Genomic DNA, 26479 nt, shown 5'->3' with positions numbered 1-26479 from the left:
ATGCCCTTCCGTTTGCCCGGTGGCGGGCCCCGGATCAGCGTCGACAACGACCGGTGCGAGCTCTACGGCATCTGCGCCATGGAAGCGCCGGACGTGTTCGACCTAGGCCAGGACGGCCGCCTGCGCTTCCACACGCGGCTGCTGGACGAAACCACGATCGAACAGGCGAAGATGGCGGCCCGCTGCTGCCCGATGCAGGCGGTCGTCATGAGAGGAGAGCTCGATGGCTGACGGCGACCGGATCGTCATCGTCGGTGCGGGTGTCGCCGGGCTGCGCGCCGCGGAACGGCTGCGGGAACAGAACTTCGACGGCGAGATCGTCCTCATCGGCGACGAGGCGCGGCGTCCCTACCACCGGCCGATGGTCTCCAAGGCGCTCGTCATGGGGACCGAACGGCCCAGCGACGTGGGCCTTTCGCACTACCTGCCGGACCTCGACGTGCACTGGCGCCTCGGCGCGCGGGTCACGCACCTGGACACCACCGAGCGGGTCGTGCACCTGCCCGGCGGCGAGTCCCTCTGGTACGACGGCCTGATCGCCGCGACCGGCGTCTACCCGCGGCACCTGCCCGGGTCGCCACGGCACGACCCGCGCGTGCGGATCCTGCGCACGGTCGAGGACTCGATGGCCGTGCGGCGCTGCCTCAACGCCAGCAAGAAGCCGGCCGTCGTGATCGGGGCCGGCCTGATCGGCAACGAGTTCGCCGCGAGCATGCGGCACATCGGCCGGGACGTCACCCTGATCGGCCACGCGAAGGCACCGCTGCACCGCTTCGGCGACCGCGTCTCCAGCGGCGTCGTCGAGGCGCACCACGAGCACCGCGCGAAGCTCGCGATGAAGAGCGAAGTGCGGCACTGGATCAGCACGAAGGACACCGTCGGCCTGCACCTGACGAACAACCAGCTGCTGGTCGCCAGCGTCGTCGTGCTCGCCATCGGCAGCGTCCCGTCGGTCGACTGGATGCGCGGCTCCGGCCTCGACATCAGCGACGGCGTGCTCTGCGACTCGAAGCTGTTCGCCGAAGGCGCCTCCGACGTCGTCATCGCCGGCGACATCGCGCGCTGGCCGAACCTGCGGTTCGACGAGACCCCGCGGCGGGTCGAGCACTGGATCAACGCCGTCGAGTCGGCCCGGCACGCGGCGGACAACCTGCTGATGGGCCAGTCCAGCGCCAAGCCGTTCACCCCGCTCCCCCGGGCCTGGTCGACGCTGTACGACACGCGGCTGCAGATGTGCGGGATGCCCAGTCTGGCCGAGGACACCGTGACGCTGGCGGACGGCATCACCGGCTTCATCCGCGACGGACAGCTCGTCGGCATCTCCGCGTGGGACAAGCCCCGGGCGATGCTCGACTGGATGGCCGAGCTCGACCGCCGGCTGCCCGCACCCGACTACGTTCCGGAGCCGGAGCCCGCTCCCGCCGCCGTCGTGCCCGAGGTCCCGGCGGTCGAACCGTCGCTCGCCGCCCTGGCGGCCGAGGTGCCGCCGGAGTTCGAGAGCGGCTTCGACGAGCAGGCCTTCGAGCGCGAGTTCGAGAGCGAGTTCGCCAACGACATCCCCACGACGGCGTTCCCCGCGCTGGCGGCCCCGCCCACCACGGCGTTCGCCGCACAGCCCGGGGCCGCGGCGCCGCCGACCATGGCCATCCCGATGGGGAGGTAGAAAGCCGGGACGTGGCTGCGCGCGGCGGCCATCGTCCCTTGCCGGTCACCACATCCCCTCCGCGGCTGGGCGGTGTGGTGACCGGCCCCCAACTGTGACAACCGAGGCTCCGCCTCGGGCCGGGGGCTCCGCCACCCGGAACCCCCGAACGACAACTGTGAAACAGGGGCTCCGCCACCCGGAACCCCAGAACAACAAGCGTCCCCCTGCCCGCCTCGCGTGTCGCGCACCGAGCGTCCGGCGGGCCAGGAGAGGGCCATCCCGAGGGAACCCGACGCCCCCGGGGTGGCCTTCTTCCGGCGCACCGGGCGGGGGCCCGGGGTCGAGCGCTGCGGTGGTCCCCACTGTCGCGGCGTGCACGTCCGTGCCGGCCTTTCCGGCGGAAGGGTATGCCGCCGAAAGGGCCGGCACGGTCGAAAGTCGGGTCGGGGTTGCACCGGCGATGGCCGTCTCGAGGGAAACGGGAACCCTCGAGGCGGCCTTCACCTCGTCCTGACCCCTTGTGAGACCTTCGATTCGGCCACCACGAGCACGCCGAGCACCAGCACCACGATCCCGACCACCCGCAGCCCGGCGTCCGCGCCCGCGACGAACGCCGTGACGAAGTCGGGCCCGTGGCTCGCCGCGGTCATGACCGTGCCGATGACGGCGACGCCGAGCGCGCTGCCGAATTCGCGGGTGGTGGCCTGCAGCCCGGTGCCGACACCCGCCCGGTCCGGCGGCAGCGAGCCGGCGATGACACCCGACAGCGTCGGCAGCGCCAGCGTCACCCCGATCCCGGTCACCACCAGCCAGGCCGCGTAGCCCGCGTACGGCGTCGTCGTGTCGCTTGTGGACAGTCCGAGCAGGCCGCCACCGACGAACGCGAAGGCCAGTGCCACGGTCGTGTCGAGGCCGATCCGCCGGGCCAGCGGGCCGGCGTGGCGGCCGCCGGCGATGATCGGGACGGTCAGCGGGATGATCCCCAGCCCGGTGCCCAGGACGCCGAACCCCTTGGCGTACTGCAGGAACGACGCGTTGACGTAGAACAGCGCGAACATGCCGAAGAAGATCGTCGTCATCCCGAGGCAGGCGCTGCGCAGGCCCGCGATCCGGAACAGCCGCGGGTCCAGCAGCGGGTGCGCGGCCCGCAGTTCGACGAACGTCCACGCCGCGAACAGCACGACCGCGCCGGCGAACCCGGTCACCACGACCGCGCTCCCCCAGCCCGCCTCCGGGCCCTGGACGATGCCGACGAGCAGCGCGACCGAGGCCCCGACCAGCAGCACCGTGCCGAGCGGGTCCAGCGCGCGGTCGTGGCGCGAGGACACCGGAGCCGTGCGCGCCACCAGGGCGGCGGTCACGAGGGCGAGCGGCACGGCGGCGGCGAACAGCCATCGCCACGAGCCCGCCGTCAGGACCAGCCCGCCGCCGACGTTGCCGAGGACGCCGCCGATGCCGGTCATCGACGCCCAGGTCGCGATGGTCGCGGCCCTCTTCTCCGGCGGCACGGCGTGCAGCAGCACGGCGAGCGAGTTCGGCAGCACCGCGGCGGCCCCGACCCCGGTGAGCGCCCGGCCGGCGAGCAGCGGGACGACGTCCGGCGCCACCGCCGACAGCAGCGCGCCGGCGGCGAACAGCCCGAGCCCGGCCAGCAGGACGCCCTTGCGGCCGAACCGGTCGCCCGCCGCCCCGGCCGGGATCACCAGGCAGGCGAACACGACGACGTAGGTGTCGACGATCCAGACGAGCGCGGACGCCGACGGGTGCAGCGCGCTCGCGGCGAGCATCGGGACGGCGAGGTTGACCGCCGCGACCATGCCGATGACGAGCACGACGCAGGCGCACACGATCGTGAGCAGGCCGGTTCGTTTCTCGAGGTGCATGAGCCCGACGGTAGGAACCGCCTGCCGTGTCGCGCCACGCAACTTCGACAACACTGAGTTGCGTACGCTGCAACTATGTCCGACCAGCTCGACCTCAACCTCCTGCGCGTGTTCGACGCGCTGCTGCGGGACGGGAGCGTGACGGCGGCGGCCGAGCGCCTCCACCTGTCCATCCCGGCGACGAGCCGGGCGCTGGCCCGGCTGCGGCGCGCGATGGGCGACCCGATCCTCGTGCGCGCCGGCCGCGCGATGGCACCGACGCCGTTCGCGCTCCGCACGGCGCCGAGGGTGCGGTCGCTGCTGGAGGAGGCGGCGTCCCTGGTCAACGTGGACTTCTCGGTGGCCGGTCTCGAGCGGACGTTCACGATCCGCATCAACGACGGCGTGGCGGCGACGCTGGCGTCGGCGGCGGTCGAAGCGACGGCGGCGGCCGCGCCGGGCGTCACGCTGCGCTTCGTCGCGGAGGGCAGCGAAAGCCCGGAGGCGCTGCGCGACGGCTCGATCGACCTCGACATCGGCGTCGGCGACGCTCCGGCCCCGGACATCCGGACCACGGTGCTGTACCGCGAACAGCTGGTCGGCATCGTCCGGGCCGACAGCCCGCTGGGCCGCGGCCGCCGTCCGACCCCGGCGCAGCTGTGCCGCCACCCGCACGTGGCGGCGTCCCGGCGCGGTCTGGCCCGGGGTCCGCTGGACGAGGCGCTGGCCGCGCTCGGCCTGCGGCGGCATGTGGCGGCGGTGGTCCCGACGTCGGCGGTGGCGACGCTGCTGGTGGCGTCGAGCGGCTACGTCGGCATGGTCCCCGGCCGGCTCGCCGAGCAGCACGGCCCGGCGCTGGGCCTGCGCTGGTTCCCGATGCCGGTGGAGCTGCCGGAGACCGACGTCCGGCTGTACTGGCACGCCCGCCTGGACGCGGACCCGGCCCAGCGCTGGCTACGCGACACGCTCGGCGACGCCCTCCGCTGACCGTGTCGACCCTCCGATCACGCGTGATGCCCCTCCAATCACGCGTGTGGGGTTGCCCCTTGGGGCCGGACACCTTGATTCCAGACAGTGGTCTGGAGGGAGGATGTCCTGGTGTCTCGCAGGTCGAAGTACCCGGAGCAGTTCCGTCGTGACGCCATCGAGTTGGTGAACTCGAGTGATCGTCCGTTGCGGCAGATCGCCCGCGAACTGGGGGTCAACCACGAGACCCTGCGGTCGTGGGTGAACGTGGCCAAGCAGGAAACTGCGGCCGGGCCGATGGTGGAGGATCCGGCGGTGACCGATGAAGTCCAGCGGTTGCGGAAGCAGGTCGCTGAGCTGCAGAAAGAGAAGGAGATCCTGCGGAAAGCGGCCGCCTATTTTGCGCGCGAGATGGATCGATGATCTACCGCTACCGGTTCATCTCCGAACACCGCACCACCTTCGGTGTCCAGCGGTTGTGCCAGGTCCTCGGGCTGCGCCGGCAAGGCTTCCACGAGTGGGTCGCGGCCGAGTCAGATCGGGCCCGGCGGGCGGAGGCTGAAGTCGAACTGGTCAGGTTGATCACCAGCATCCACGCCGAGCACCGTGGCGCCTACGGCGTTCCGCGGGTGACTGCGGAACTGCACCGCCGCGGCCACACGATCAACCACAAACGGGTGGAGCGGCTGATGCGCGAGCACGGTCTGGCCGGGATCACCCGCCGCAAACGCCGCGTCACCACCCGGCCCGCGGCCGGCCCGGTCACCCCGGTGGGTGATCTGATCCGCCGCGACTTCACCGCCACCGCCCCAGGGTCAAGGCTGGTCGGGGACATCACCTGCCTGCCCACCTTCCAAGGCTGGCTCTACCTGGCCACCGTCATCGACCTGCACACCCGCGAAATCGTCGGCCACGCCATGGCCAGCCATATGCGCACCGACCTGGTCTGCGACGCGATCGACCTCGCTGCGGCCCGCGGCCTCATCCAGCCCGATGCGGTGTTTCACACCGACCGCGGCGTCCAATACACCTCCGGCCAGTTCCGCACCGCCCTCGCCGAACACCAGATCCGGCCATCGGTCGGGCGGGTCGGGTCCTGCTACGACAACGCCGTCGCCGAAGCCTTCTTCGCCACGTTGAAGACCGAAATCGGCACCACGATCTGGCGCACCCGGGCCCAGGCCCGCCAGGACGTGTTCCGCTATCTGCGCTACTACAACCACGCAAGGTTGCACTCCACCATCGGCCAGAACACCCCGGCCGAAGCCAGAACCACCTACTACGCTCAAGCCTCAGCTGCCTAAACCCCGTGTCCGCCTCACCGGGGCAACTCCACGCGATGCCCCTCGGCGCACGCCCGTGTCGTGCGGAAACGGACGACACGCGTGATCGGGGGGACGACACGAAGCTCTCCGCCGGAGCTGTCCGGTGTGGCACGATTCAAGCGTGACCAGCACCGCCGCCTCGGCCCAGTACCTGCGCGACCTCGCGCTGCTGCGCCGGGTCCGGGACCGGATCGACCGGGAGTACGCCCAGCCGCTCGACGTCGAAGCGCTCGCGCGGGGCGTGAACATGTCCGGCGGGCACCTCAGCCGGCAGTTCCGGAAAGCGTACGGAGAGTCACCGTACTCGTACCTGATGACGCGGCGGATCGAGCGGGCGATGGCCCTGCTGCGCAAGGGCGAGCTGAGCGTCACCGAGGTCTGCTTCACCGTCGGCTTCTCGTCGCTGGGCACCTTCAGCACCCGGTTCGCCGAGCTGGTGGGCGTGCCGCCGAGCGTTTACCGCGAGGAGCAGGCCGAAGCCACCCTGGGGATGCCGGCGTGCGTGGCCAAACAGGTCACCAGACCGATCAGGAATCGAGAAGCGCGGCCCTCGGCCGCCACCTAGGGTCACCGTCATGGACGTCACCATTCACTCGAGCTTCCTCCCCCACACCGACCCGGAAGCGTCGCTCGCCTTCTACCGCGACCTGCTCGGCTTCGAGGTCCGGATGAACGTCAAGTACGGCGAGATGGCCTGGATCACCGTGGGGCCGCCGAACCAGCCCGACACCGCGATCGTGCTGGCGCCGGCGACCGCGACCCCCGGCCTCACCGACGACGAGCGCCGCACCATCAACGAGATGATGGCCAAGGGCACCTACGCCGGCATCAACCTCGCCACCAAGGACCTCGACGCGCTGTTCGCGAAGCTCGAAGCGGGCAACGCCGAGGTCGTCCAGGAGCCGGTCGACCAGCCCTACGGCGTCCGCGACTGCTCCTTCCGCGACCCCGCCGGCAACCTCCTGCGCATCCAGGAGCTGCGCTGACCGAGGTCGCGGTCGCCCGGAGCTATCGCGAGGTCCTGCGGGACAGCCGGGTGGCCGGCCTGCTGCTCGGCGACCTGCTGGCCAACGTCGGCACCGGCATGATCATCGTCGCCATGCCCGTGCAGACGCTGTCCCTGCACGGCGGCGTGCCGAAGGCGATCGCGATCGGGCTGGTGGAGGCCGCGCCGTTCGCCCTGTCGACCGTCCTCGCGCTGGCCATCGGCCTGGGCCGGGTGCGGGTCCCGCCGCGCACCCTCCTGGTCGCCGACTGCGTGCTGCGGTCGCTGACGTTCGCGACCCTCGGCGTCCTGTCCGTCACCGGCACGCTCACCCTGCCGGTGCTGTTCACCGGCCTGCTCTTCGGCGCGACCTTCCGGCTCGCCGGGTCGAGCAGCCGCCGGCTCCTGGCGACGTCGGCCGCGGGCGAGGCCGGCCGGTTTTCGGTCAACGGCCTGCTCGGGCTGAACACGACGTTCGCGCTCTACATCGCCGGGCCGGTGCTGGGCGGGCTGGTCGTCGCGACCGCGGGCGCCGGTTACGCGCTCTTCTTCGACGCCGGCGGCGCCCTGATCCTGCTCGCGGCCACGCTGCTGTCCGTACCGCGGGACACCGGGAGCCGGGACGCGCTGCGCGAGCCGAAGACCTCGGGCTGGCGGATCCTGCGCCGCCGCCCGGTGGCCGCGCGGCTCCTCGTGGTCGAGTTCTTCTTCAACTTCCTCTACATGCCCATCGAAGTGGCGCTCCCGCTGTACGTGAGCGGGACGCTGCACGCCGGCGCGTCCGGGCTGGGGCTGCTGTGGGGCGCGCTGGGTGCCGGCGCGTTCGTCGGCGCGGCGCTCGTCGGCCGGCTGCGCAACCTCCCCCAGCGGCCGCTGCTGGTCGCGATCATCGGGCTGTGGGCGCTGTGCCCGATCGCGCTCGCGGTCGTCGGCGACCTCCCGGCCGCGCTGGTCGTCTTCGCGTTGGGCGGCCTGGTGTACGCGCCGTTCACGCCCGTCGCGTACAGCTTCCTGCAGTCCGGGCTCGCGCCCGGGGAGCAGCAGCAGGTCGTGACGCTGTGGACGACCGGGGCCACGGTGGCCGCCCCGCTGGGCCTGGCCCTCGGCGGTCCGCTGATCGAGCTGACCGGTACCACCGGCGGGCTTGTGCTCTCCGGGGTGCTGACGCTCCTGCTGCTCCCGATCGCGGCCCGGGCGGTGCTGGGCCGCACCCAGGAAAGGGAACCGACATGTGCCTCAGCCTGAAGGCCGCCGCGCACGAGCACTTCCGCGAGCTGGCGCTGCTGCGCCGGGCCCGCGACCGCATCGACCGCGAACCGGCCCTCGACGTCGAGGCGCTCGCCCGCGGCGCCGGCATGACGGCCGCGCAGTTCCTCCGCCGCTTCCGGGACGCCTACGGGCAGTCCCCGCACGCCTACCGGCGGGCCGCCCTGGCGGCCCGCACGCTCACCTTCGACCGAGTGCTGGAGACCCGATGACCAAGCCCACGAGGAAGTCCGCGCCGCACGTCGCCGACAGCCACGACCTGATCCGCGTCCACGGCGCGCGCGTGAACAACCTCAAGGACGTCAGCGTCGAGCTGCCGAAGCGCCGCCTGACGGTGTTCACCGGCGTCTCCGGCTCGGGCAAGAGCTCGCTGGTGTTCAGCACGATCGCCGCCGAGTCGCAGCGGCTGATCAACGAGACCTACAGCACCTTCGTGCAGGGGTTCATGCCGACGCTGGCCCGGCCCGACGTCGACGTGCTCGACGGGATCACGACGGCGATCATCGTCGACCAGGAGCGGATGGGTGCCAACCCGCACTCCACGGTCGGCACCGCCACCGACGCGAACGCGATGCTGCGCATCCTGTTCAGCCGGCTCGGGCAGCCGCACATCGGCTCACCGCAGGCGTTCTCGTTCAACGTCGCTTCGATCAGCGGCGCGGGCGCGGTCACCATCGAGAAGGCCGGGCGCCAGATCAAGGAGCGCCGCAGCTTCAGCATCACCGGCGGCATGTGCCCACGCTGCGAGGGCCGCGGCAAGGTCAACGACATCGACCTGACCGCGCTGTTCGACGAGAACAAGTCGCTCAACGAGGGCGCGATCACCATCCCGGGCTACAGCATGGAGGGCTGGTTCGGCCGCATCTTCCGCGGCTCCGGCTTCTTCGACCCGGACAAGCCGATCAAGAAGTTCACCAAGAAGCAGTTCAACGACCTGGTGTACAAGGAACCGACCAAGATCAAGGTCGAAGGCATCAACCTGACGTTCTCGGGGCTCGTCCCGGCGATCCAAAAGTCGATGCTGTCCAAGGACGTCGACTCGATGCAGCCGCACATCCGCGCGTTCGTCGAGCGGGCCGTCACGTTCACGACCTGCCCCGACTGCGACGGCACGCGGCTGTCCGCAGAGGCCCGGTCGTCGAAGATCGACGGGATCAGCATCGCCGACGCGTGCGCGATGCAGATCAGCGACCTCGCCGGCTGGGTCGGGAAGCTGGCCGAGCCGTCGGTCGCGCCGCTGCTGGACGCGCTGCGCCGCACCCTCGACTCGTTCGTCGAGATCGGGCTCGGCTACCTCTCGCTCGATCGTCCTTCCGGGACGCTCTCGGGCGGGGAAGCCCAGCGCACCAAGATGATCCGGCACCTCGGGTCGTCGCTCACCGACGTCACCTACGTCTTCGACGAGCCGACGATCGGGCTGCACCCGCACGACATCCGGCGCATGAACGACCTGCTGCTGCAGCTGCGCGACAAGGGCAACACGGTGCTGGTCGTCGAGCACAAGCCGGAGGCGATCGCGATCGCCGACCACGTCGTCGACCTCGGCCCGCGCGCCGGCTCCGACGGCGGCGAAGTCGTCTTCGAGGGCACGGTGGACGCCCTGCGGAAGAGCAAGACGCTCACCGGGCGGCACCTGGACGACCGCGCTTCGCTGAAGCCGTCGGTGCGGTCGCCGTCGGGCTTCCTGGAGGTGCGCGGCGCGTCGACGCACAACCTGCGGGACGTCGACGTCGACATCCCGCTCGGCGTCCTGACCGTCGTGACCGGGGTGGCGGGCTCGGGCAAGAGCTCGCTGATCCACGGCTCGGTGTCCGGCGGCGAGGGCGTGGTGACGGTCGACCAGACCGGCATCCGCGGCTCGCGCCGGAGCAACCCGGCGACCTACACGGGCCTGCTGGAGCCGATCCGCAAGGCCTTCGCCAAGGCCAACGGCGTCAAGCCCGCCCTGTTCAGCGCCAACTCCGAAGGCGCGTGCCCGAACTGCAACGGCGCCGGCGTCGTCTACACCGACCTGGGGATCATGGCCGGCACCGCGACGCCGTGCGAGGTCTGCGAAGGCAAGCGGTTCATGGCGGAGGTGCTGGACTACAAGTTCGGCGGGCGCGACATCAGCGAAGTCCTCACGATGTCGGTCGCCGAGGCCACGGAGTTCTTCGCCGACGGCGAGGCCCAGCTGCCGGCGGCGCACAAGATCCTGACGCACCTGTCCGACGTCGGCCTCGGCTACCTGACGCTCGGCCAGCCGCTCACGACGCTGTCCGGCGGCGAGCGGCAGCGGATCAAGCTGGCGACGCACATGGCGGAAGAGGGCGGGATCTACGTCCTCGACGAGCCGACGGCGGGCCTGCACCTGGCCGACGTCGAGCAGCTGCTGGGCCTCCTCGACCGACTTGTGGACTCGGGCAAATCGGTGATCGTCATCGAACATCACCAGGCGGTCATGGCCCACGCGGACCGGATCATCGACCTCGGCCCGGGCGCGGGCCACGACGGCGGTCGCGTCGTCTTCGAGGGCACCCCCGCTGACCTGGTGAAATCGCGCAAGACGCTCACCGGCGAGCACCTCGCGGAGTACGTCGGCTGATCAAGGAGCCCCTATACCAGATTCGGCGGTAGGGCAGGCCCCCGGAATGTGCCGGGGGCGCTCCGGGTTCCGCGACGAACCCCTACCAGGAAGACTGCTGCCGGTGACCACAGAGAACCTCGTGCACACCGGCAGCGACTTCGCCCGGCTGAGCCAACGCATCTCCGCCGCCGGCCTGATGGCGCGCCGCCCCGGCTACTACACCGCCCGGTTCGCCATCGTGGGCGGGCTGTTCGCCGCCGGGTGGGTCGCCTTCGCGTTCCTCGGGAACTCGTGGTGGCAGCTGGCCGTCGCGGCGTTCCAGGCCGTCATGTTCGCCCAGATCGCCCTGCTGTCCCACGACCTCGCGCACAAGCAGGTCTTCCGCCGCCGGCGGCCCACCGAGATCGCCGGGATGCTCGTCGGCAACCTCGGCATCGGGATGAGCTACGGCTGGTGGATGGACAAGCACACCCGCCACCACGCCAACCCGAACCACGAGGAGCTCGACCCCGACGTCGACCCGGACATCTTCGTGTGGTCGAAGGACCAGGCCCGGAACGCGGGCGGGGTCGCGCGGTTCATCGGCAAGTACCAGGCCTTCCTGTTCTTCCCGATGCTGACGCTCGAAGGCCTCAACCTGCACGTTTCGGGGATCCGCGCGGTGGTCAAGCCGGGCCTGCGCCGCCGCTGGGTGGAAGCCGCGCTGCTCGCCACGCACGTCGTCGTCTACCTCGGCGCGCTGCTGCTCGTGCTCTCCCCCGGCATGGCGCTGCTGTTCTTCGTCATCCACCAGGCGCTCTGGGGTGTCTACATGGGATCGATCTTCGCGCCCAACCACAAGGGCATGCCGACGCTGACCGGGCAGCCCCAGCTCGATTTCCTCCGCAAGCAGGTGCTGACCTCGCGCAACGTCCGCGGCGGCCTCGTCACCGACGTCGCCCTCGGCGGCCTCAACTACCAGATCGAGCACCACCTGTTCCCGAGCATGCCGTCGCGGCACCTGCGGCTGGCGCAGCCGATCGTCCAGGGTTACTGCGCCGAGCTGGACATCCCCTACCTGCAGACGAGCCTCGTCGAGTCCTACCGGCAGGCCCTCACCCACCTGCATGAAGCTGGGGCACCTCTCAGGAACCCTTCGTAGACTCGGAGACATGAGAGAGACGATCGCCGCCCTGCGCGACCTCCCGGCGGCGTTCGGCGCGAAAGCCACCGGCGCGCGGGCCGAACGCGTCCGCACGTCACCGCAGTTCGACGGCAAGGTGTTCCGCAACGCCGCGCCCCGGCTCCCGATGACCGCGGCGTCGATGCGGACCATCTTCCGCGAGATGTTCTTCGGCGAGCACCGCGAACTGCGCAAGCCCGCCGGCGCGGTTCCGCTGGTCGCCGCTTCGCCGGTCGAGTCGGCCGAGGGCCTGCACGTGACGTGGTACGGCCACGCGTCGGCGCTGATCGAGCTGGACGGCGCCCGCGTGCTCCTGGATCCGGTGTGGAGCGACCGGGTGTCGCCGGCGGCGTTCGCGGGCCCGCGGCGGCTGCACGAGCCGCCGGTGGCGCTGTCCGGGGTCGGCCGGGTCGACGCCGTCGTGATCTCGCACGACCACTACGACCACCTGGACCTGGCGACGGTCCGCTCCCTGGTGGCGTCGACCTCGGCCCCCTTCCTGGTGCCGCTCGGGGTGGGCGCGCACCTCGAACGCTGGCACGTCCCGGCGTCACGGATCATCGAGCTGGACTGGCACGAGGAAGCGACGGTGGCGGGCGTCCGGTTCGTGGCGACGCCGGCCCAGCACTTCTCCGGCCGTGGCATCACCAACGACAGCACCCTGTGGACGTCGTGGGCGCTGCTGGGGCCCGCGCACCGGGTGTTCTACAGCGGCGACACGGGGTACTTCGACGGTTTCGCCGCGATCGGCGAGGAGCACGGCCCGTTCGACGCGGCCCTGATCCAGATCGGCGCGTACGCCCCCCAGTGGTCCGACATCCACATGACACCGGAGGAAGGCGTCGCGGCGGGCATCGACGTGCGGGCGAAGCTGCTGATCCCGGTGCACTGGGCGACGTTCCAGCTGGCGATGCACCCGTGGGGCGAGCCGGCGGACCGGGTGTGGCGCGAAGCGAAGGCGGCGGACCTGGCGCTGGCGATCCCCCGCCCGGGCGAGCGCGTCGACGTCGACAAGCCGCCGGCCGTCGACGGGTGGTGGCAAGCGCTGTGACGGAAGAGCCGACACCCGTGATCAGCGAGCCGACACGCGTGATCAGAGCAACGACACGACTTCGATCCGCCGTGTCGACCCCGCAATCACGCGTGCCGACCCTTCGATCACGCGTGTCGGCTTCGCAAGCACGTCGGCGGCGGGAGCGCGTGTGAAGCTGAAGCTGGACCTCCACGACATCTACAACCGCGGCGGGGAGATCGACCGGGCGCTCAAGGCGATCATCGACGAGGCCGTCGCCAAGAAGGCGCCGCTCGTCGAGATCATCCCCGGCAAGGGGTCGGGCCAGCTGAAGAAGCACGTCCTGCGGTTCCTCGAACGCAAGGACGTCAAGGCGCTCTACCACCGGATCGAGAAGGACAAGGACAACTTCGGCCGGGTGTTCGTGCACTTCCGCTGGAAGTGATCAGAACCGGCTGTCGTGCCGCGCTTCGGCCCAGGCGCGGTCCCACGCCGCCGAGTGCAGGCGGCTCACCGCGAACCGGCCGATGCCGTACAAGCCCGCCAGGGACCCGGTGATCGCGACCCACAGGAGGATCGCCGCGAAGACGCCGTCGGCCGCGGAGGTGGACGGCGAGAGCGGCTCGTTCGTCAGCTCGCCGCGCTGGTCCAGCCACACCGGCACGTGCGTGCCCACCGGGCTGCCCGCGTCGGCGAGGACGTCGCCCGTGTGCCGGACGCCGCGCGCGTCGAACCAGGCGGCCTGGACCGTCGTCTGGTCGGCCGGGGCACCCGCGCCGTCGCTGCTGTAGCTCTGGTTGGGGGCCGCGGCCAGGGACACCGCCGTCGCCGGGTGGCGGGTGGTGCGTTCCTGGGCGGCGCGGGCGGTCTGCGACGCGTAGGTGTCGGACCCGAACGCCGCCGCGAACGGCAGCGCCAGGAGCGCGCCCGCGAAGACCAGGGCCAGCAGGGCGGCCTCGACGCGATCGCCGAACCTGGTCAGCGGGTTGCGGCCGGGGTGCAGCCGACGCCGGAACCGGGTGATCCGTCCGCTGGGCCCACGCATGCGCGACTCACTCCTCCCGGAAAGACGTCATCTCGATAACAGTGTGCGCGCGGGGGCTCGACTTTTTCTCGTGAATGGGATGCGGCCCACCTGTGAACCGCGCACAACCACCCGGACGCTAACTCGACGCGATCGCCGACCACAGCGCGTGAGCGATCTGCGGTCCGCAGACGTCGGTGTGGCCGCGCACGAACCGGTCGGCGAGCAGGTTGTGCGGGACGCCCGGCCGCCAGCGGTAGCTCCCGCCGACCGGCAGCAGCTCCGCGGTGACGGCCTCGGCGGTCCGCCGCGCGCCGTTGCGGCCGAGGCCGCCGTAGGGGCTCGACGCGTCGCCGGCCGCGGAAGCCGGCCGGCCCGCGATCCGGGACGCGAGGGCGTAGGCGACGCCGACCGCGAGGTCGTTGGCGGTGTGCGTGACGAGGATCGGGCCGGTCACGACCCTCTCGTCCAGGACCCGGCGGAACACGCCGGGCTGCGGGCCGGCCTCGCCGTCGTCCCAGCCGGCGGCGAAGGCGTGGTGCGAGAACGCCGCCTGCAGCAGGGTCAGCGTCGCCAGCGACCCGGCCGGACGGGCGTCCGCGGCCGCGGTCACCAGCCGTCCGCCGAAGCTGTGGCCGACGAGGTGGATCTTCGGGCCGTCGAGCGTGGCCAGCAGCGGCGCGAGGCCGCGGACGCCGATGTCGCCCGCGCGGGCCTTCATCTCGTAGTAGGCGAGGAAGTCGAGGAGGCCGGCCGCCGCGTCGGCGAACCCGGTCGCCCCGAGGCGGTCCATGACGGTGCCGCCGGGGAGGGTGAACAGTTGCGTCGAAGCGTCTTCGCGGTCGTCGGCGCCACGGGCGGCCACCGAGAGCAGCGCGGCGGCGAACGCGGTGCGCGCGGTCGCCCGGACGGTCAGCGCCGGCACGAGGTCGGCCGCGGCGTCGATGGTGAGCCGTTGGCCGGGCACGAGGTCCCGCAGCAGGTCGAGACGCTCGGGCAGGCCGGCGTCCGGTTCCGGTCCGGCGAGCTTGCGCGACGGCCACAGCACGCAGGCGAAGGCGATCCGGCGCCCGGGCGCGCCACCGGACACCGCGCGCATCGACCCGGCCAGCGCCGAGTAGAGCAGCCGCGCGACCAGGGGGGCGTCGTTCCAGCCGTGGGTGAGGACGACGAGATCGGTGACGCCGGGATCGGCGGCGAGCGCCCGCACGGCGGCCCCCCGGTCGCCGACGAGCTCACCCGCCCGGTCGAACTCGACCTCGGCGGCCGGGAACCCGCACAGCTGCACGGTGGTCCTCCTCGGGCGACGACTCCCGGGAAGTCGCCCGCAACCCGGCGGCTGTTACTCGAAGCGGGTGGTGCGGTCGCGGGTGCGTCCCCTCAGAGCCAGTCGTCGGGGCGCGGCCACGGCATCAGCGCCGCCAGGGCATCGCGGGCCGCCTCGGTCACCGCGTACCGGCCCCGGTGGAACAGCAACGGCCGGGCTTCCGACGGCGTGCCCAGCGCGGTCACGCGGCCGATCACCACGTAGTGGTCACCCGCCTCGTGGACCGCCTCCAGCTCGCAGTCGATCCACGTCAACGCGCCGTCGAGCAGCGGTGCTCCGGACGGTGCCGGGGTCCAGGCGACCCGGGCGAACTTGTCCTCGCCGCGGGCGCCGAACACCGCGCTGATCTCTTCCTGGTGCTCGGCCAGCACGTTGACCGCGAACCGGCCCGCCGCGGCGAGCACCGGCCACGTCCGGGACGTCCGCGCCGGGCAGAACAGCACCAGTGGCGGGTCGAGCGACAACGCCGCGAAGGACTGGCAGGCGAACCCGGCGAGGGTGTCGCCGTCGCGGCCGGTGACCACCGTGACGCCCGTGCAGAAGTGGCCGAGGACGCTGCGGAACGCGGTCTGGTCGACCGCCATCGCGGTCATGCGCCCGGAGGCCGCGCGCCGACCGAGAAGTCGTGCCCCCACAGGGAAACCGCGGTGCTCTCGCGGGCGATCCAGTTCTCGTCGTCGACCTGACGGCCCTCACAGCCGAACTCGACGTCGAAACCGCCGGGGGTCTTCATGTAGAACGACAGCATCAGGTCGTTGACGTGCCGGCCGAGCGTGGCCGACATCGGCACCTTCCGCCGGATCGCGCGGTCGAGGCACAGCCCGACGTCGTCGGTGTTCTCGACCTCGACCATCAGGTGCACGATCCCGCTCGGCGTCGGCATCGGCAGGAACGCGAGGCTGTGGTGGCGCGGGTTGCAGCCGAAGAACCGCAGCCACGCGGGCGGGCCGTCGGCGGGCCGGCCGAGCATCTGCGGCGGCAGGCGCATCGAGTCGCGCAGCCGGAAGCCGAGCACGTCGCGGTAGAACCGCAACGACGCTTCGTCGTCCTTTGTGGACAAGACGACGTGACCCAGCCCCTGCTCGCCGGTGACGAACGTGTGGCCGTACGGGCTCACGACGCGCCGGTGCTGCAACGCGACGCCGTGGAACACCTCCTGGGTGTTGCCAGAGGGATCGTCGAAGCTGATCAGCTCGACGACTCGCCGGTCGGCCAGCTCCTCGGGCGTGCCCTCCTTGTAGGGCACCGACGCACTGTCCAAACGCGACCGCAGCTCGGCCAGCTCACCCGCGTGCGCGACCTCCCAGCCGGTGCGGGCCAGCCGGTCCGCCGGCCCCGGCGAAATGACCAGCCGCGCCGGGAAGTCGTCCATGCGCAGGTACAGCGACTCCGGGTCGACGCCCTTGCCTTCGACCATGCCGAGCACTTTGAGCCCGTATTCGCGCCACGCGGCCATGTCGGTGGCCTCGATGCGGAGGTAGCCCAGTGACCGGATACCCATCAGGAACTCCCGAGGAAGTCGAGGGCCAACCGGTTGAACTCGTCGAACTTCTCCAGCTGGGCCCAGTGCCCGCAGCCGCCGAACACGTGCAGCTGCGCGCGGGGGATGGTTTTCAGGGCGAGGATAGCGCCGTCCAGCGGGTTGACGCGGTCCTCGCGGCCCCAGATCAGCAACACGCGCTGACGCAGCCGGTGGGCTTCGCGCCAGAGCATGCCTTCTTCGTACGTGCCGGGCTGCGCGAACGACATGCCCATCGCCCGCATCGCGGCCAGCGACTCGGGGGTGTTCGCCGCGGCGAACCGGTCGTCGATCAGCTCGTCGGTGATCAGCGCCTGGTCGTGGACCATGATGCGCAGGAACGCTTCCATGCGTTCGCGCGACGGCTTGGCCGCGAAGCGACCGAGGTTCTTGACGCCCTCGGTCGGGTCCGGCGCGAACAGGTTGACGCTCAGCCCGCCCGGCCCCATCAGCACCAGCCGCCCGGCCCGCTTGCCGTGGTTCAGCGCGAGCCGGACCGCGGCGCCGCCGCCGAGCGAGTTCCCGACGAAGTGGGCGCGTTCGATGCCGAGGGCGTCCATCAGGCCGACGACGGCGTCGGCGCTGTGCCGGAAGTACTGCGGGTGCTCGGTCGGCTTGTCGGAACGGCCGAAGCCGGGCTGGTCGACGGCGATCGTCCGGTAGTGCTTGGCGAACTCCGGCAGGTTGCGGCCGAAGTTGCTCCACGCCGACGCGCCGGGCCCGCCGCCGTGCAGCAGGATGACCGTCTCGGCGTGTTCCGCGCCAGCCTCGTGGTAATGCAGTTTCAGCGAGCCGGCCTCGACGTACTTGCCTTCCGGAGCGGCCATCAGTACATCGCGTTCTCGACGGGCAGCCCGAAGGCGCCGGTGCCGAACATGACGTACGCGCGCTCGGCGTCGTTGGCCGCGTGGACCCGGCCGGCGTGCGCGTCGCGCCAGAAGCGCTGGATCGGCGTGCCGCGCTGGATGGCGCGGCCGCCGGAGTTCTCGAAGAGCCGGTCGATCGCGGAGATCGCGCGCTCGGTGCCGCGCACCTGGTCGCGCCGGACGCGCAGCCGCAGGTCCACGGGCAGCCGTTCCTCGCGCTTCGCGAGCTCGTAGAGGTCCTCGATGTTGCGGGTCAGCTGCAGCCAGGCGGCGTCGATCTCGCTGGCGGCCTCGGCGATCCGCACCTTGGCGAACGGGTCCTCTTTGGACTGTTCACCGGCGTACGCGGCCCGGACCCGCTTGCCCTGGTGCTCGACGTGGGCGTCGTAGGCGCCCTGCGCCATGCCGATGATCGGCGCGGTGATCGTGCTCGGGTGCACCGAGCCGTAGGGCAGCCGGTACAGCGGCCCGGGGTTGACGAGCTGGCCCGGCACCTTGCACTTCGACGTCGCGATGAAGCTCAGCGCGCGGTGCTGCGGGATGAAGACGTCCTCGACGACGATGTCGTTCGAGCCGGTCCCGCGCAGGCCGATGGTGTCCCAGACGTCCACGATGGCGTAGTCCGCGATGGGCAGCAGGTACGTGCAGAAGTCGACGGGCTTGCCGTCCTTGAACGCGGGTCCCCCGAGCAGCACCCACGTGCAGTGGTCGCAGCCGGAGGAGAAGCTCCAGCGGCCGGACAGCCGGTAGCCGCCGTCGACGACCTTCGCCTTGCCCATCGGGGCGTACGACGAGGAGATCCGCACGTCCTGATCCTCGCCCCAGACCTCCTGCTGCGCCCGGTCGTCGAACAGCGCCACGTGCCACGGGTGGACGCCGAGGATGGAGGCGACCCAGCCGGTGGAGCCGCACGCGCTCGCGATCAGCTTGACCGCGGTGTAGAAGCTCACCGGGTCCGTTTCGAGGCCGCCGTACGACTTCGGCTGCAGCATCTTGAAGAACCCGGTCTCCTGCAGGGCCTTGACGGACTCCGCGGGGACGCATCGCGCGTCCTCGGTGTCCTGGGCCCGTTCCCGCAGGACCGGCAGGAGGTCCCGGACCCCGGCGATCACCTGCTCACTCATGCGCAGTCCTCTCTCGGTTCCACTTCCGAGAAGACTAGAACACGTTCTCGTTTTTGTCGAGAACACCCTGCGCCAGGGCACTGTTGATCCCTGCTCTACGGCCGGAAAACACGCAGTCGGCCAGGGACAGCCCGCTCACGTACGACCTGGAACAGATTCCCACCGCGGTGCGACCGGCCGCGTACAGCCCGGCGATCGGCTCCCCCGCCGCGCTCCGCACCGCACCGGTGTCCTCGTCGACGACCAGGCCGCCGAGGGTGAGCATCGGCGTCGGGTAGCCCAGGTTGGGCCGCACCGAGATGTCGATGAGCGAGAACGGCGGGTGGTCCAGCCGGCGCGCGAATTCGGCGGGCTTGCCCATCGGGTCCTCGGCGCCGTGGTAGGCCTCGACGCTCGCACGCAGCCCCCGGGGATCGACCCCGGCCTTGCGCGCCGCCTCTTCGACCGTCGCGCCGGTGACGCGGCCGCGGCGCAGCAGGTAGCGCAGCTGGAGTCCCTGGAACCACTGGCTTTGCGCTTTGGTGTCCCGCCGCGCGTCGGCCACGATCGGCGCGTCGACCAGCAGCCAGCCCTTGCTTTCATGGTCCTCGATGAGCTTCTCGCCGACGGCGGCGCCGTACCGGGACTCGTCGATGACCCGCCGCCCGCCGGCGTCCACGATGATGCCGCCGAGGAACGCGCTGGGCGGCGTGACGAACCGCCACGCCGAGATCCGGCCCAGCTCACCGGTCGCCGCCCCGGCTTCGACGCCGAGCCGGATGCCCGAGCCGTCGTCGGCGGACGTGCCGAGCGGGAGGCCGCCGCGGTAGGCGGGCGCGTGCTCGCGGACCATTTCGCGGTTCGCGATGAACCCGCCGGCGGCCAGCACGACCCCACGCCGGGCGATGATCCGCAGCTCACGGCCGTGTGCGCGCTCCAGCCGTTCGACGCGGCGGTGCAGCGACTTGCGCAGCGAAGGCACGTAGATCCCGGGTTTCGCGGAGTACCGCGCGAGCCGCCGGTGCCGGGCCCGCACCCGCGCGGGGGCGTCCCGCAGCGTATCGGCGACGAGCCCGGTGACGCGGCCGTCGTCGTCCCGGACCAGGCCGCGGGCGTTCGTCTGGGTCAGCACCCGGATGCCGCGCTTCCGGACGGCCTCTTGCAGGCGCGTCATCAGCATCTTTCCCGAGGTGCCGGGCCCTTTGACGCGGTGGCCGCGCGGGGCGGGCTTCGCCGCGTCGCGGAAACCGCCCGCGGCTTCACTTCCGGAGTAGTACAGGTAGTGCGCGTCGCTCGGGTACGACGTCTTGTAGGGGCACAGACTGCCTTCGAACGGCACGCCATTGCCCTCCAGCCAGGTGATCATCTCGCGGCTGCCTTCGCAGAAGCGCCGCAAGGTCTCCTCGGCGACGACGTCCCCGGTTTCGAGCCGCAGGTAGGCGTACATCGCGTCGACCGAGTCGTCGACGCCCGCGTCGAGCTGCTGGGCGGTCCCGCCGCCCGCGTAGACCACGCCACCGCTGACCGCGCTGGCGCCACCGCCGCCGAACCGCTCGACGAGGATGACGTCGGCGCCCGCGTCGGCCGCTTCGAGGGCGGCGCAGGCGCCGGCCGCTCCGAACCCCACGATGATGACGTCCGCGACGAGTTCGTCCATGGTCACCACCCTAGAACTGGAACACGTTCTCGTCTATGGTGAGCGAAAGTGGCTCTCAACTGGCTACTCGTCTTGTGGAACACGTTACAAGTGAGGTGGCATGACGGAGCAGTTCGACGTCGTCGTGGTCGGCAGCGGCGCTGCCGGGATGACCGCCGCGCTGGCCGCGGCCCATAACGGCCTGAGCGTGGTCCTCCTGGAAAAAGCCCCTTGCTTCGGCGGTTCGACCGCCCGCTCCGGCGGCGGGGTCTGGCTGCCGGGCAACCACGCGCTGCGCGCCGCCGGGATCGACGAACCGCCCGAGCGGGCCCGCGAGTACCTGGCCTCGATCGTCGGCGACGTCGTCCCGGCCGTCCGGCGCGACACGTTCCTCGACCACGGCCCCGAGGTGCTGAAGTTCGTCTGCGACCACACGCCGCTGAAGTTCCGCTGGGTCCGCGACTACAGCGACTACCACCCCGAAGCTCCCGGCGGCCGCCCCGGCGGCCGCTCGGTCGAGCCGATGGCCTTCGACGGCAAGCTGCTCGGCGGCGACCTGGCCCACCTCGAACCGCCGTACAGCGCTCCCCCGCTCGGCGTGCCGATCACCCAGGCCGACTACCGCTGGCTGAGCCTCCTCGCGCGGCACCCGCGCGGGGTCGTCCGGATGCTGTCGCTGGGCGTGCAGTGGCTGGTCGGACGCGTGCGCGGACAGCGGCTGCTGAGCATGGGGCAAGCGCTTGCGGCCGGCCTGCGGGTGGGCCTGACCAGGGCGGGTGTCGACGTCCGGCTGAACACGCCGCTGGTCGACCTGCGGGCCGAAGGCGACCGCGTCACCGGCGTCGTCACCGCGGACGGGGTCGTCGGGGCCCGGCGCGGGGTCATCCTCGCCAGCGGCGGCTTCGAGCAGAACCTCGAGATGCGCGAGAAGTACCAGCGCGCCCCGATCGGCATCGACTGGACCGTCGGCGCGGCCGCCAACACCGGCGACGGCATCACCGCCGGCCTCAAGCTCGGCGCCGCGCTCGACCTGATGGACGACGCCTGGTGGGGCCCGTCGCTGCCGCTCACCGGCGGCCCGTGGTTCGCGCTGGCCGAGCGGTCGCGGCCGCGCTGCATCATGGTCGACGCTCGCGGCGAGCGGTTCGTCAACGAGTCGGCGCCCTACGTCGAGGCCGTGCACGCGATGTACGGCAAGGGTGACGGGCCGGGCGAGCACATCCCGACCTGGCTCGTGTTCGACCAGCGCTACAAGGACCGGTACATGTTCACCGGCGTCGGACCGCGCCAGCCGCTGCCCGGCCGCTGGTTCAAGGCCGGCGTCGCGGTCAAGTCGTCCACCCTGGCCGGGCTGGCCGGGAAGATGGACGTCCCGGCGGAAGGCCTGGAAACCACGGTGACGCGCTTCAACGGCTTCGCGCGCAACGGCGTCGACGAAGACTTCCAGCGTGGCGTCAGCAAGTACGACCACTACTACGGCGACCCGCGCAACAAGCCCAACCCCAGCCTCGGCCCGCTCGACAAAGCGCCGTACTACGCGGTGAAGATCGTCCCCGGCGACCTGGGGACCAAGGGCGGGCTGCGCACCGACGAACACGCGCGAGTCCTGCGTGAGGACGGCTCGGTCGTCCCGGGGCTGTACGCCGCGGGCAACGTCAGCGCGGCGGTGATGGGCCGGACGTACGCCGGGCCGGGCGCGACCATCGGCCCCGCCATGGTGTTCGGCTACCTTGCGGCGACGCGGCTGGCGCACGAAGATCAAGGGACCACGGGAGGCGAGCGATGACGCAGGAGTCAGTACGCACGATCTACGCCGGTGAGCCGCCGGCCCGGTTCGCCCGCGGCTGGCACTGCCTCGGCCTGGCGAAGACGTTCCGGGACGGCAAACCGCACGCGGTGACGGCGTTCGGCACGAAGCTCGTGGTCTTCGCCGACTCGAAGGGCGGCCTCAACGTCCTCGACGGCTACTGCCGGCACATGGGCGGCGACCTGACCCAGGGCTCCGTCAAGGGCGACGAGGTCGCGTGCCCGTTCCACGACTGGCGCTGGAACGGCAAGGGCAAGTGCGTCTCGATCCCCTACGCCAAGCGGGTTCCGCTGCGCGCGCGGACCCGGGCGTGGACGGCGGTGGAGCAGAACGGCCAGCTCATGGTGTGGCACGACCCGGAGGGCAACCCTCCGCCGGACGAGCTGGCGATCCCGCACATCGAAGCCGCCGACAGCTCCGAGTGGAGCAACTGGACGTGGGACTCGATCTTCATCGACGGCTCGAACTGCCGCGAGATCATCGACAACGTCGTCGACATGGCGCACTTCTTCTACATCCACTACGCCTACCCGACGTACTTCAAGAACGTCTTCGAAGGCCACATCGCGACGCAGTACCTCAACACCAAGGGCCGCCCGGACATGGGGATGGCGTCGAACTACGGCGGCGAGGACAACCTGCTGCGGTCGGAGGCGTCGTACTTCGGGCCGTCCTACATGATCAACAAGCTGGTGAACTCGTTCCAGGGTTACGAGATCGAGAGCGTGCTCATCAACTGCCACTACCCCGTGACGCCGACGTCGTTCGTGCTGCAGTACGGCATGAAGGTCAAGAAGCAGCACGGGCTGACCGACGAGCACGCGGACAAGATCGCGGCCAAGCTGGCCAAGGGCATCGGCGCGGGCTTCCTGCAGGACGTCGAGATCTGGAAGCACAAGACCCAGATCGACAACCCGCTGCTGTGCGAAGAGGACGGTCCGGTCTACCAGCTTCGCCGGTGGTACCAGCAGTTCTACGTCGACGCGGCCGACGTCACCGAGGACATGACCCGGCGGTTCGAGTTCGAAGTGGACACTTCGAAGGCCAACGAGGCGTGGGCGGCGGAGGTGGCGGAAAACCTCGCCCGCCGGAAGACCGAGGCGGAAGTGTGACGACCGCCGAGCAGACCGAGTTCCTCAGCGGCGGGCTGCGGCCGCACGAGTGCCGCAGCTGCGGGACGTGCGTGCTGGTGAAGAAGAACAGCATCCAGCACACGAGCATCCAGTGGACTTCGCGGCCCGCCGAGACGTGCCCGGTGTTCGCCGACGCGGACGGACCTTCGGCGCTGCTCGACACGTGCCCGAAGCTGGCGGACAGCATCGGCGACGCGGTCCGCGAGGGTTCGCTGGCGGTGGCCGATGGGTGAGCGGGTCTACACGCTGACCGTCGCCGACGTGGTCGTCGAGACGGCCGACGCGCGGTCGGTGGTCTTCGAGATCCCGCCCGAGCACGCGTCGGCGTTTTCTTACCAGGCCGGGCAGTTCCTGACGCTGCGGATCCCCAGCGACGAGACCGGATCGGTGGCCCGGTGCTACTCGCTCTCGAGCGCGCCGCACGAGAACCGCGTGCAGGTGACGGTCAAGCGGACCGACGGCGGGTACGGGTCGACCTGGGTCTGCTCCTCGCTCGAGCCGGGGATGTCGATCGACGTCCTCGCGCCGGCCGGCGTGTTCTGCCCGGCGTCGGTGGACGAGGACTTCCTGCTGTTCGCCGGCGGCAGCGGCATCACGCCGGTGATGGCGATCCTCAAGACCGCGCTGGAGCGGGGTTCCGGGCGCGTCGTGCTGGTCTACGCGAACCGCGACGAGAACTCGGTGATCTTCGCGGGCGAGCTGGCTTCGCTGGCGAAGCGGTACGGAGACCGCCTGGTCGTCGTGCACTGGCTGGAGAGCGTCCAGGGATTGCCCGACGTCTCGCAGCTGCGCGGGCTGGCCTCGGCGTACATGTCCTTCGAAGCGTTCCTGTGCGGCCCGGCGCCGTTCATGGCGGCCGCGCGCGAGGCGCTCGGGCAGCTCGGCGTGCCGCGCGACCGCGTGCACATCGAGAAGTTCACATCGCTGACCGGGAACCCGTTCGAAGACGCCCCCGCCGCGGAAGAGCCGGAGTCGGACGATGCACCGGCGGCGCTGACGGTGACGCTGGACGGCGCCACGCAGTCGATGGCCTGGCCGCGGCAGCGGAAGCTCCTCGACCGCCTGCTGGACGCGGGCCTGGACGCGCCGTACTCGTGCCGCGAGGGACAATGCAGCGCGTGCGCGTGCCGGATCGTGGCGGGTGAGGTGAAGATGCTGCACAACGAGGTCCTGGACGCCGAGGACATGGCGGACGGCATCGTGCTGGCCTGCCAGTCGCTGCCGGTCACCGACGAGGTCTCGATCAGCTACGAATAGGAGTCCCGCGTGCCCATCGATCCCGCGGTCGCCATCGGTGCCGAGATCGGCGAGGTGAACTTCGCCTGGACGTCGTCGGACGTGCTGCTCTACCACCTGGCGCTGGGGGCCGGCCCGGACGAGCTGCGGTACACGTACGAGCAGGACCTGGTGGTGCTGCCGACGTTCGCGACGGTCGCGGCGAACCTGCGGGTGTTCGACCCGCCGGCGGTGTCGTTCCCCGGGGTGGAGATCGACCTGGCGAAGGTGCTGCACGGCAAGCAGGAGGTCACCTTGCACCGGGCCATCCCGACCTCGGGGAAGGCGGTCGCCCGCTCCCGGATCGCGGACGTGTTCGACAAGGGCAAGGCCGCGGTGGTGATCCAGGAGGTCTCGGTCACGTCGTCCTCGGGCGATCCACTGTGGACGGCCCGGTCGAGCATCTTCGCCCGTGGCGAGGGCGGGTTCGGCGGTTCGCGGGGTCCGTCGGATCGCATCGAGTGGCCTTCACGGGAGCCGGACTTCGTTTTCGAGACGCCGACGTTGCCACAGCAGGCGCTGCTGTACCGGCTGTGCGGCGACCGGAACCCGCTGCACGCGGACCCGGCGTTCGCGCGCGCGGCCGGGTTCGACCGGCCGATCCTCCACGGGCTGTGCACGTACGGGATCGTCGCGCGGGTGCTGGTCGACGAGTTCCTGGACGGTGACCCCGCGCGGGTGGCGTCGTTCGCGACGAAGTTCGCCGGGGTGGTGTTCCCCGGCGAGACGCTGCGGATCCGGGTGTGGCGCTCCGACGACCGGCTGCTGGTGACGACGACGGCGGTGGAGCGCGACGACGCGCCGGTGCTGGCGGACACGGTGCTGGTGTCCACTTCGTGAGCGTGCCGTCGGTCGCCCGCTACCGTGGTGGGGAGACCTCGGGAGGACGGAAGACGATGCCGGAATACTTCGTGGTGCGCGGCACGGTGGAACACGGCGACGAGCGAGGCCGTGAGCTGGGCTTTCCCACGGCGAACATCGCCTTGCGCGACCAGTCCGGCTCGGTCGGCGACGGGGTGTGGGCAGGCTGGGTCCGCCGAGCCGACGGAACCCCCATCCCGGCGGCGATCTCGGTAGGCCGCCGCCCGACGTACTACGGCGCGGACGGGTACCGCCTGCTGGAGGCCCACCTGCTGGACTTCGCCGGGGATCTGTACGACGAGACGCTGGTGGTGTGGCTGGGAGCCCACCTGCGGGACCAGCAGGCGTACGCGTCGGCGGAGGACCTGATCACGGCGCTGAAGAACGACATCGCGGCGGCCACGCAGTGGGCGGCGAACCACCCGGCGGAAACGCTCCCGGACCCCGGCGAGCCGCCATTGGGCGAGGTCCGCCGCATCAAGAGCTGAGCCGGGCCGGGTGGTCTGCCGCAGCTGGTCGTGAGTGAGAAACAGCGTTCTAACCCTGTTTCTCACTCACGACCCCGAGCGTCACAAAGCCGACGCCAGCAGCAGGTAGCCCATCCCCGCCCCCATCACCACCCGGCAGACCGCACGTGATGCCTGCCCCGCCCCGTCGGACATCACCGCCGACCCGCGGACCGCCAGCACCCCCGTCCGCGCCGCGTCCAGCACGAAATACCCCGCCGCCGCCACCGCGACCAGCGGCAGCGCCAGTCGGGCCGAGGAGCCCATCGTCAGCCACGGCCCGTGCGCCATGGCGGTGTGGGGCATCGCCGTCACCATGTAGAGCATCGCCGCCGCCGAGAGGGCGTGGTGGGCGCAGCCCGTCCGGCCGCGCCACCACGCGACCGCGAACCAGCCCGTCGTCAGCACCAGGACCGCCTGCCAGCCCGCCGCCGGGATCGGGCCGCCGACCGGGGACAGCATCGCCACCATCGCGATCACCAGCAGCAGCTCGGCCAGGTCGCCGTGGCGGACCGGCGACCCCAGCCGGGCGTAGTCGAGGCGGACGAGCCGCAGCACGCACGGCAGCGCCAGCGTCGCGAACACCGCGGTGAGCGCCCAGTCGAGCACCATCGCCAGCCGTCCTCACTCTCC

28 protein-coding genes are annotated in these 26479 nt (G+C 71.3%); 19 read left to right on the top strand and 9 right to left on the bottom strand.

The window, feature by feature from the left end:
• Positions 1-231 carry a ferredoxin gene (locus tag AA23TX_RS09645; RefSeq protein ID WP_086675010.1) on the top strand — a complete coding sequence of 77 codons (231 nt, stop codon included), beginning with the start codon at positions 1-3 and terminating at the stop codon, positions 229-231.
• Positions 224-1663, top strand: a complete 1440-nt coding sequence (locus AA23TX_RS09640) for an NAD(P)/FAD-dependent oxidoreductase (protein ID WP_155542217.1) — start codon at positions 224-226, stop codon at positions 1661-1663. The genes AA23TX_RS09645 and AA23TX_RS09640 overlap by 8 nt, the downstream gene beginning before the upstream one ends.
• Before the next feature lie 482 nt (positions 1664-2145).
• Here the strand turns inward: AA23TX_RS09640 and AA23TX_RS09635 are convergent, their stop codons facing one another.
• Positions 2146-3492, bottom strand: coding sequence for an MFS transporter (locus tag AA23TX_RS09635; RefSeq protein ID WP_155544342.1), 1347 nt, complete (start codon positions 3490-3492; stop codon positions 2146-2148).
• A 111-nt stretch (positions 3493-3603) separates the two neighbouring features.
• Here AA23TX_RS09635 and AA23TX_RS09630 point away from each other — a divergent pair, with 111 nt between their 5' ends.
• The 11 genes from AA23TX_RS09630 to AA23TX_RS09580 all read left to right on the top strand — a co-directional run bounded on the left by AA23TX_RS09630 (position 3604) and on the right by AA23TX_RS09580 (position 13234).
• Positions 3604-4494: a LysR family transcriptional regulator gene (locus AA23TX_RS09630; RefSeq protein WP_155542216.1), complete on the top strand. Its 891-nt coding sequence runs from the start codon at positions 3604-3606 to the stop codon at positions 4492-4494.
• Between the two features lie 87 nt (positions 4495-4581).
• Positions 4582-4896 carry a transposase gene (locus tag AA23TX_RS09625; protein ID WP_155540925.1) on the top strand — a complete coding sequence of 105 codons (315 nt, stop codon included), beginning with the start codon at positions 4582-4584 and terminating at the stop codon, positions 4894-4896.
• Positions 4893-5777, top strand: a complete 885-nt coding sequence (locus AA23TX_RS09620) for an IS3 family transposase (protein ID WP_155542215.1) — start codon at positions 4893-4895, stop codon at positions 5775-5777. The genes AA23TX_RS09625 and AA23TX_RS09620 overlap by 4 nt, the downstream gene beginning before the upstream one ends.
• 142 nt (positions 5778-5919) lie before the next feature.
• Positions 5920-6363 (top strand): helix-turn-helix transcriptional regulator, encoded by a 444-nt coding sequence (locus tag AA23TX_RS09615; RefSeq protein ID WP_155542214.1) that lies wholly within the window; start codon positions 5920-5922, stop codon positions 6361-6363.
• 10 nt (positions 6364-6373) lie between these two features.
• Positions 6374-6784 carry a VOC family protein gene (locus tag AA23TX_RS09610; protein ID WP_155542213.1) on the top strand — a complete coding sequence of 137 codons (411 nt, stop codon included), beginning with the start codon at positions 6374-6376 and terminating at the stop codon, positions 6782-6784.
• A 50-nt stretch (positions 6785-6834) separates the two neighbouring features.
• Positions 6835-8028 carry an MFS transporter gene (locus AA23TX_RS09605; RefSeq protein WP_230862403.1) on the top strand — a complete coding sequence of 398 codons (1194 nt, stop codon included), beginning with the start codon at positions 6835-6837 and terminating at the stop codon, positions 8026-8028.
• Positions 8013-8261: an AraC family transcriptional regulator gene (locus tag AA23TX_RS09600; RefSeq protein ID WP_155542211.1), complete on the top strand. Its 249-nt coding sequence runs from the start codon at positions 8013-8015 to the stop codon at positions 8259-8261. Before AA23TX_RS09605 ends, AA23TX_RS09600 begins: the two co-directional genes overlap by 16 nt.
• A complete protein-coding gene (locus AA23TX_RS09595; protein WP_155542210.1) occupies positions 8258-10633 on the top strand; it encodes an ATP-binding cassette domain-containing protein in 2376 nt (791 codons plus the stop codon). Before AA23TX_RS09600 ends, AA23TX_RS09595 begins: the two co-directional genes overlap by 4 nt.
• A gap of 46 nt (positions 10634-10679) precedes the next feature.
• Positions 10680-11756: a fatty acid desaturase family protein gene (locus tag AA23TX_RS09590; RefSeq protein WP_155542209.1), complete on the top strand. Its 1077-nt coding sequence runs from the start codon at positions 10680-10682 to the stop codon at positions 11754-11756.
• A gap of 10 nt (positions 11757-11766) precedes the next feature.
• The gene (locus AA23TX_RS09585) at positions 11767-12828 is read left to right on the top strand and encodes an MBL fold metallo-hydrolase (protein ID WP_155542208.1); all 1062 of its coding nucleotides are present in this window, start codon (positions 11767-11769) and stop codon (positions 12826-12828) included.
• 151 nt (positions 12829-12979) lie between these two features.
• Positions 12980-13234, top strand: coding sequence for a Smr/MutS family protein (locus AA23TX_RS09580; protein ID WP_155542207.1), 255 nt, complete (start codon positions 12980-12982; stop codon positions 13232-13234).
• Here the strand turns inward: AA23TX_RS09580 and AA23TX_RS09575 are convergent, their stop codons facing one another.
• The 7 genes from AA23TX_RS09575 to AA23TX_RS09545 all read right to left on the bottom strand — a co-directional run bounded on the left by AA23TX_RS09575 (position 13235) and on the right by AA23TX_RS09545 (position 20285).
• Complete coding sequence (locus tag AA23TX_RS09575) at positions 13235-13834, bottom strand: Rv1733c family protein (RefSeq protein WP_155542206.1); 600 nt, start codon at positions 13832-13834, stop codon at positions 13235-13237.
• Positions 13835-13952: 118 nt separating this feature from the next.
• Positions 13953-15101 (bottom strand): alpha/beta fold hydrolase, encoded by a 1149-nt coding sequence (locus AA23TX_RS09570; RefSeq protein ID WP_155542205.1) that lies wholly within the window; start codon positions 15099-15101, stop codon positions 13953-13955.
• Positions 15102-15193: 92 nt separating this feature from the next.
• The gene (gene hsaB, locus AA23TX_RS09565; protein ID WP_155542204.1) at positions 15194-15733 is read right to left on the bottom strand and encodes a 3-hydroxy-9,10-secoandrosta-1,3,5(10)-triene-9,17-dione monooxygenase reductase subunit; all 540 of its coding nucleotides are present in this window, start codon (positions 15731-15733) and stop codon (positions 15194-15196) included.
• Complete coding sequence (hsaC, locus tag AA23TX_RS09560) at positions 15730-16641, bottom strand: iron-dependent extradiol dioxygenase HsaC (protein ID WP_155542203.1); 912 nt, start codon at positions 16639-16641, stop codon at positions 15730-15732. Before hsaC ends, hsaB begins: the two co-directional genes overlap by 4 nt.
• Positions 16641-17486, bottom strand: coding sequence for a 4,5:9,10-diseco-3-hydroxy-5,9,17-trioxoandrosta-1(10),2-diene-4-oate hydrolase (gene hsaD, locus AA23TX_RS09555; RefSeq protein ID WP_155542202.1), 846 nt, complete (start codon positions 17484-17486; stop codon positions 16641-16643). The genes hsaC and hsaD overlap by 1 nt, the downstream gene beginning before the upstream one ends.
• Positions 17486-18649 (bottom strand): 3-hydroxy-9,10-secoandrosta-1,3,5(10)-triene-9,17-dione monooxygenase oxygenase subunit, encoded by a 1164-nt coding sequence (gene hsaA / locus AA23TX_RS09550; RefSeq protein ID WP_155542201.1) that lies wholly within the window; start codon positions 18647-18649, stop codon positions 17486-17488. The genes hsaD and hsaA overlap by 1 nt, the downstream gene beginning before the upstream one ends.
• Positions 18650-18683: 34 nt before the next feature.
• Positions 18684-20285 (bottom strand): FAD-binding protein, encoded by a 1602-nt coding sequence (locus AA23TX_RS09545; protein ID WP_155542200.1) that lies wholly within the window; start codon positions 20283-20285, stop codon positions 18684-18686.
• A 100-nt stretch (positions 20286-20385) separates the two neighbouring features.
• Between AA23TX_RS09545 and kstD the strand changes: the two genes are divergently transcribed.
• Genes kstD through AA23TX_RS09515 form a run of 6 tightly spaced genes read left to right on the top strand, consistent with a single transcriptional unit; the run spans position 20386 to position 25828 of the window.
• Positions 20386-22050: a 3-oxosteroid 1-dehydrogenase gene (kstD, locus tag AA23TX_RS09540; protein WP_155542199.1), complete on the top strand. Its 1665-nt coding sequence runs from the start codon at positions 20386-20388 to the stop codon at positions 22048-22050.
• Positions 22047-23183, top strand: coding sequence for a 3-ketosteroid-9-alpha-monooxygenase, oxygenase component (locus AA23TX_RS09535; RefSeq protein ID WP_155542198.1), 1137 nt, complete (start codon positions 22047-22049; stop codon positions 23181-23183). The genes kstD and AA23TX_RS09535 overlap by 4 nt, the downstream gene beginning before the upstream one ends.
• Positions 23180-23437, top strand: a complete 258-nt coding sequence (locus AA23TX_RS09530; RefSeq protein WP_086674992.1) for a hypothetical protein — start codon at positions 23180-23182, stop codon at positions 23435-23437. The genes AA23TX_RS09535 and AA23TX_RS09530 overlap by 4 nt, the downstream gene beginning before the upstream one ends.
• The gene (locus tag AA23TX_RS09525; RefSeq protein WP_155542197.1) at positions 23430-24461 is read left to right on the top strand and encodes a ferredoxin--NADP reductase; all 1032 of its coding nucleotides are present in this window, start codon (positions 23430-23432) and stop codon (positions 24459-24461) included. Before AA23TX_RS09530 ends, AA23TX_RS09525 begins: the two co-directional genes overlap by 8 nt.
• Positions 24462-24470: 9 nt before the next feature.
• On the top strand, positions 24471-25319 hold the full coding sequence (chsH3, locus tag AA23TX_RS09520; protein ID WP_155542196.1) for an enoyl-CoA hydratase ChsH3: 849 nt from the start codon (positions 24471-24473) through the stop codon (positions 25317-25319).
• Positions 25320-25375: 56 nt separating this feature from the next.
• A complete protein-coding gene (locus tag AA23TX_RS09515) occupies positions 25376-25828 on the top strand; it encodes a riboflavin kinase (RefSeq protein WP_155542195.1) in 453 nt (150 codons plus the stop codon).
• A gap of 81 nt (positions 25829-25909) precedes the next feature.
• Here AA23TX_RS09515 and AA23TX_RS09510 read toward each other — a convergent pair whose 3' ends face one another.
• Positions 25910-26458 (bottom strand): DUF5134 domain-containing protein, encoded by a 549-nt coding sequence (locus tag AA23TX_RS09510; RefSeq protein WP_155542194.1) that lies wholly within the window; start codon positions 26456-26458, stop codon positions 25910-25912.
• Positions 26459-26479 lie beyond the last annotated feature (21 nt).

Origin of the sequence: Amycolatopsis camponoti, from assembly GCF_902497555.1 — a bacterium.
In the GTDB taxonomy this organism is placed as follows: Bacteria; Actinomycetota; Actinomycetes; order Mycobacteriales; family Pseudonocardiaceae; genus Amycolatopsis; species Amycolatopsis camponoti.
The sequence above is the reverse complement of the archived record's forward strand: the minus strand, read 5'-3'. Positions and strand labels throughout refer to the sequence as shown.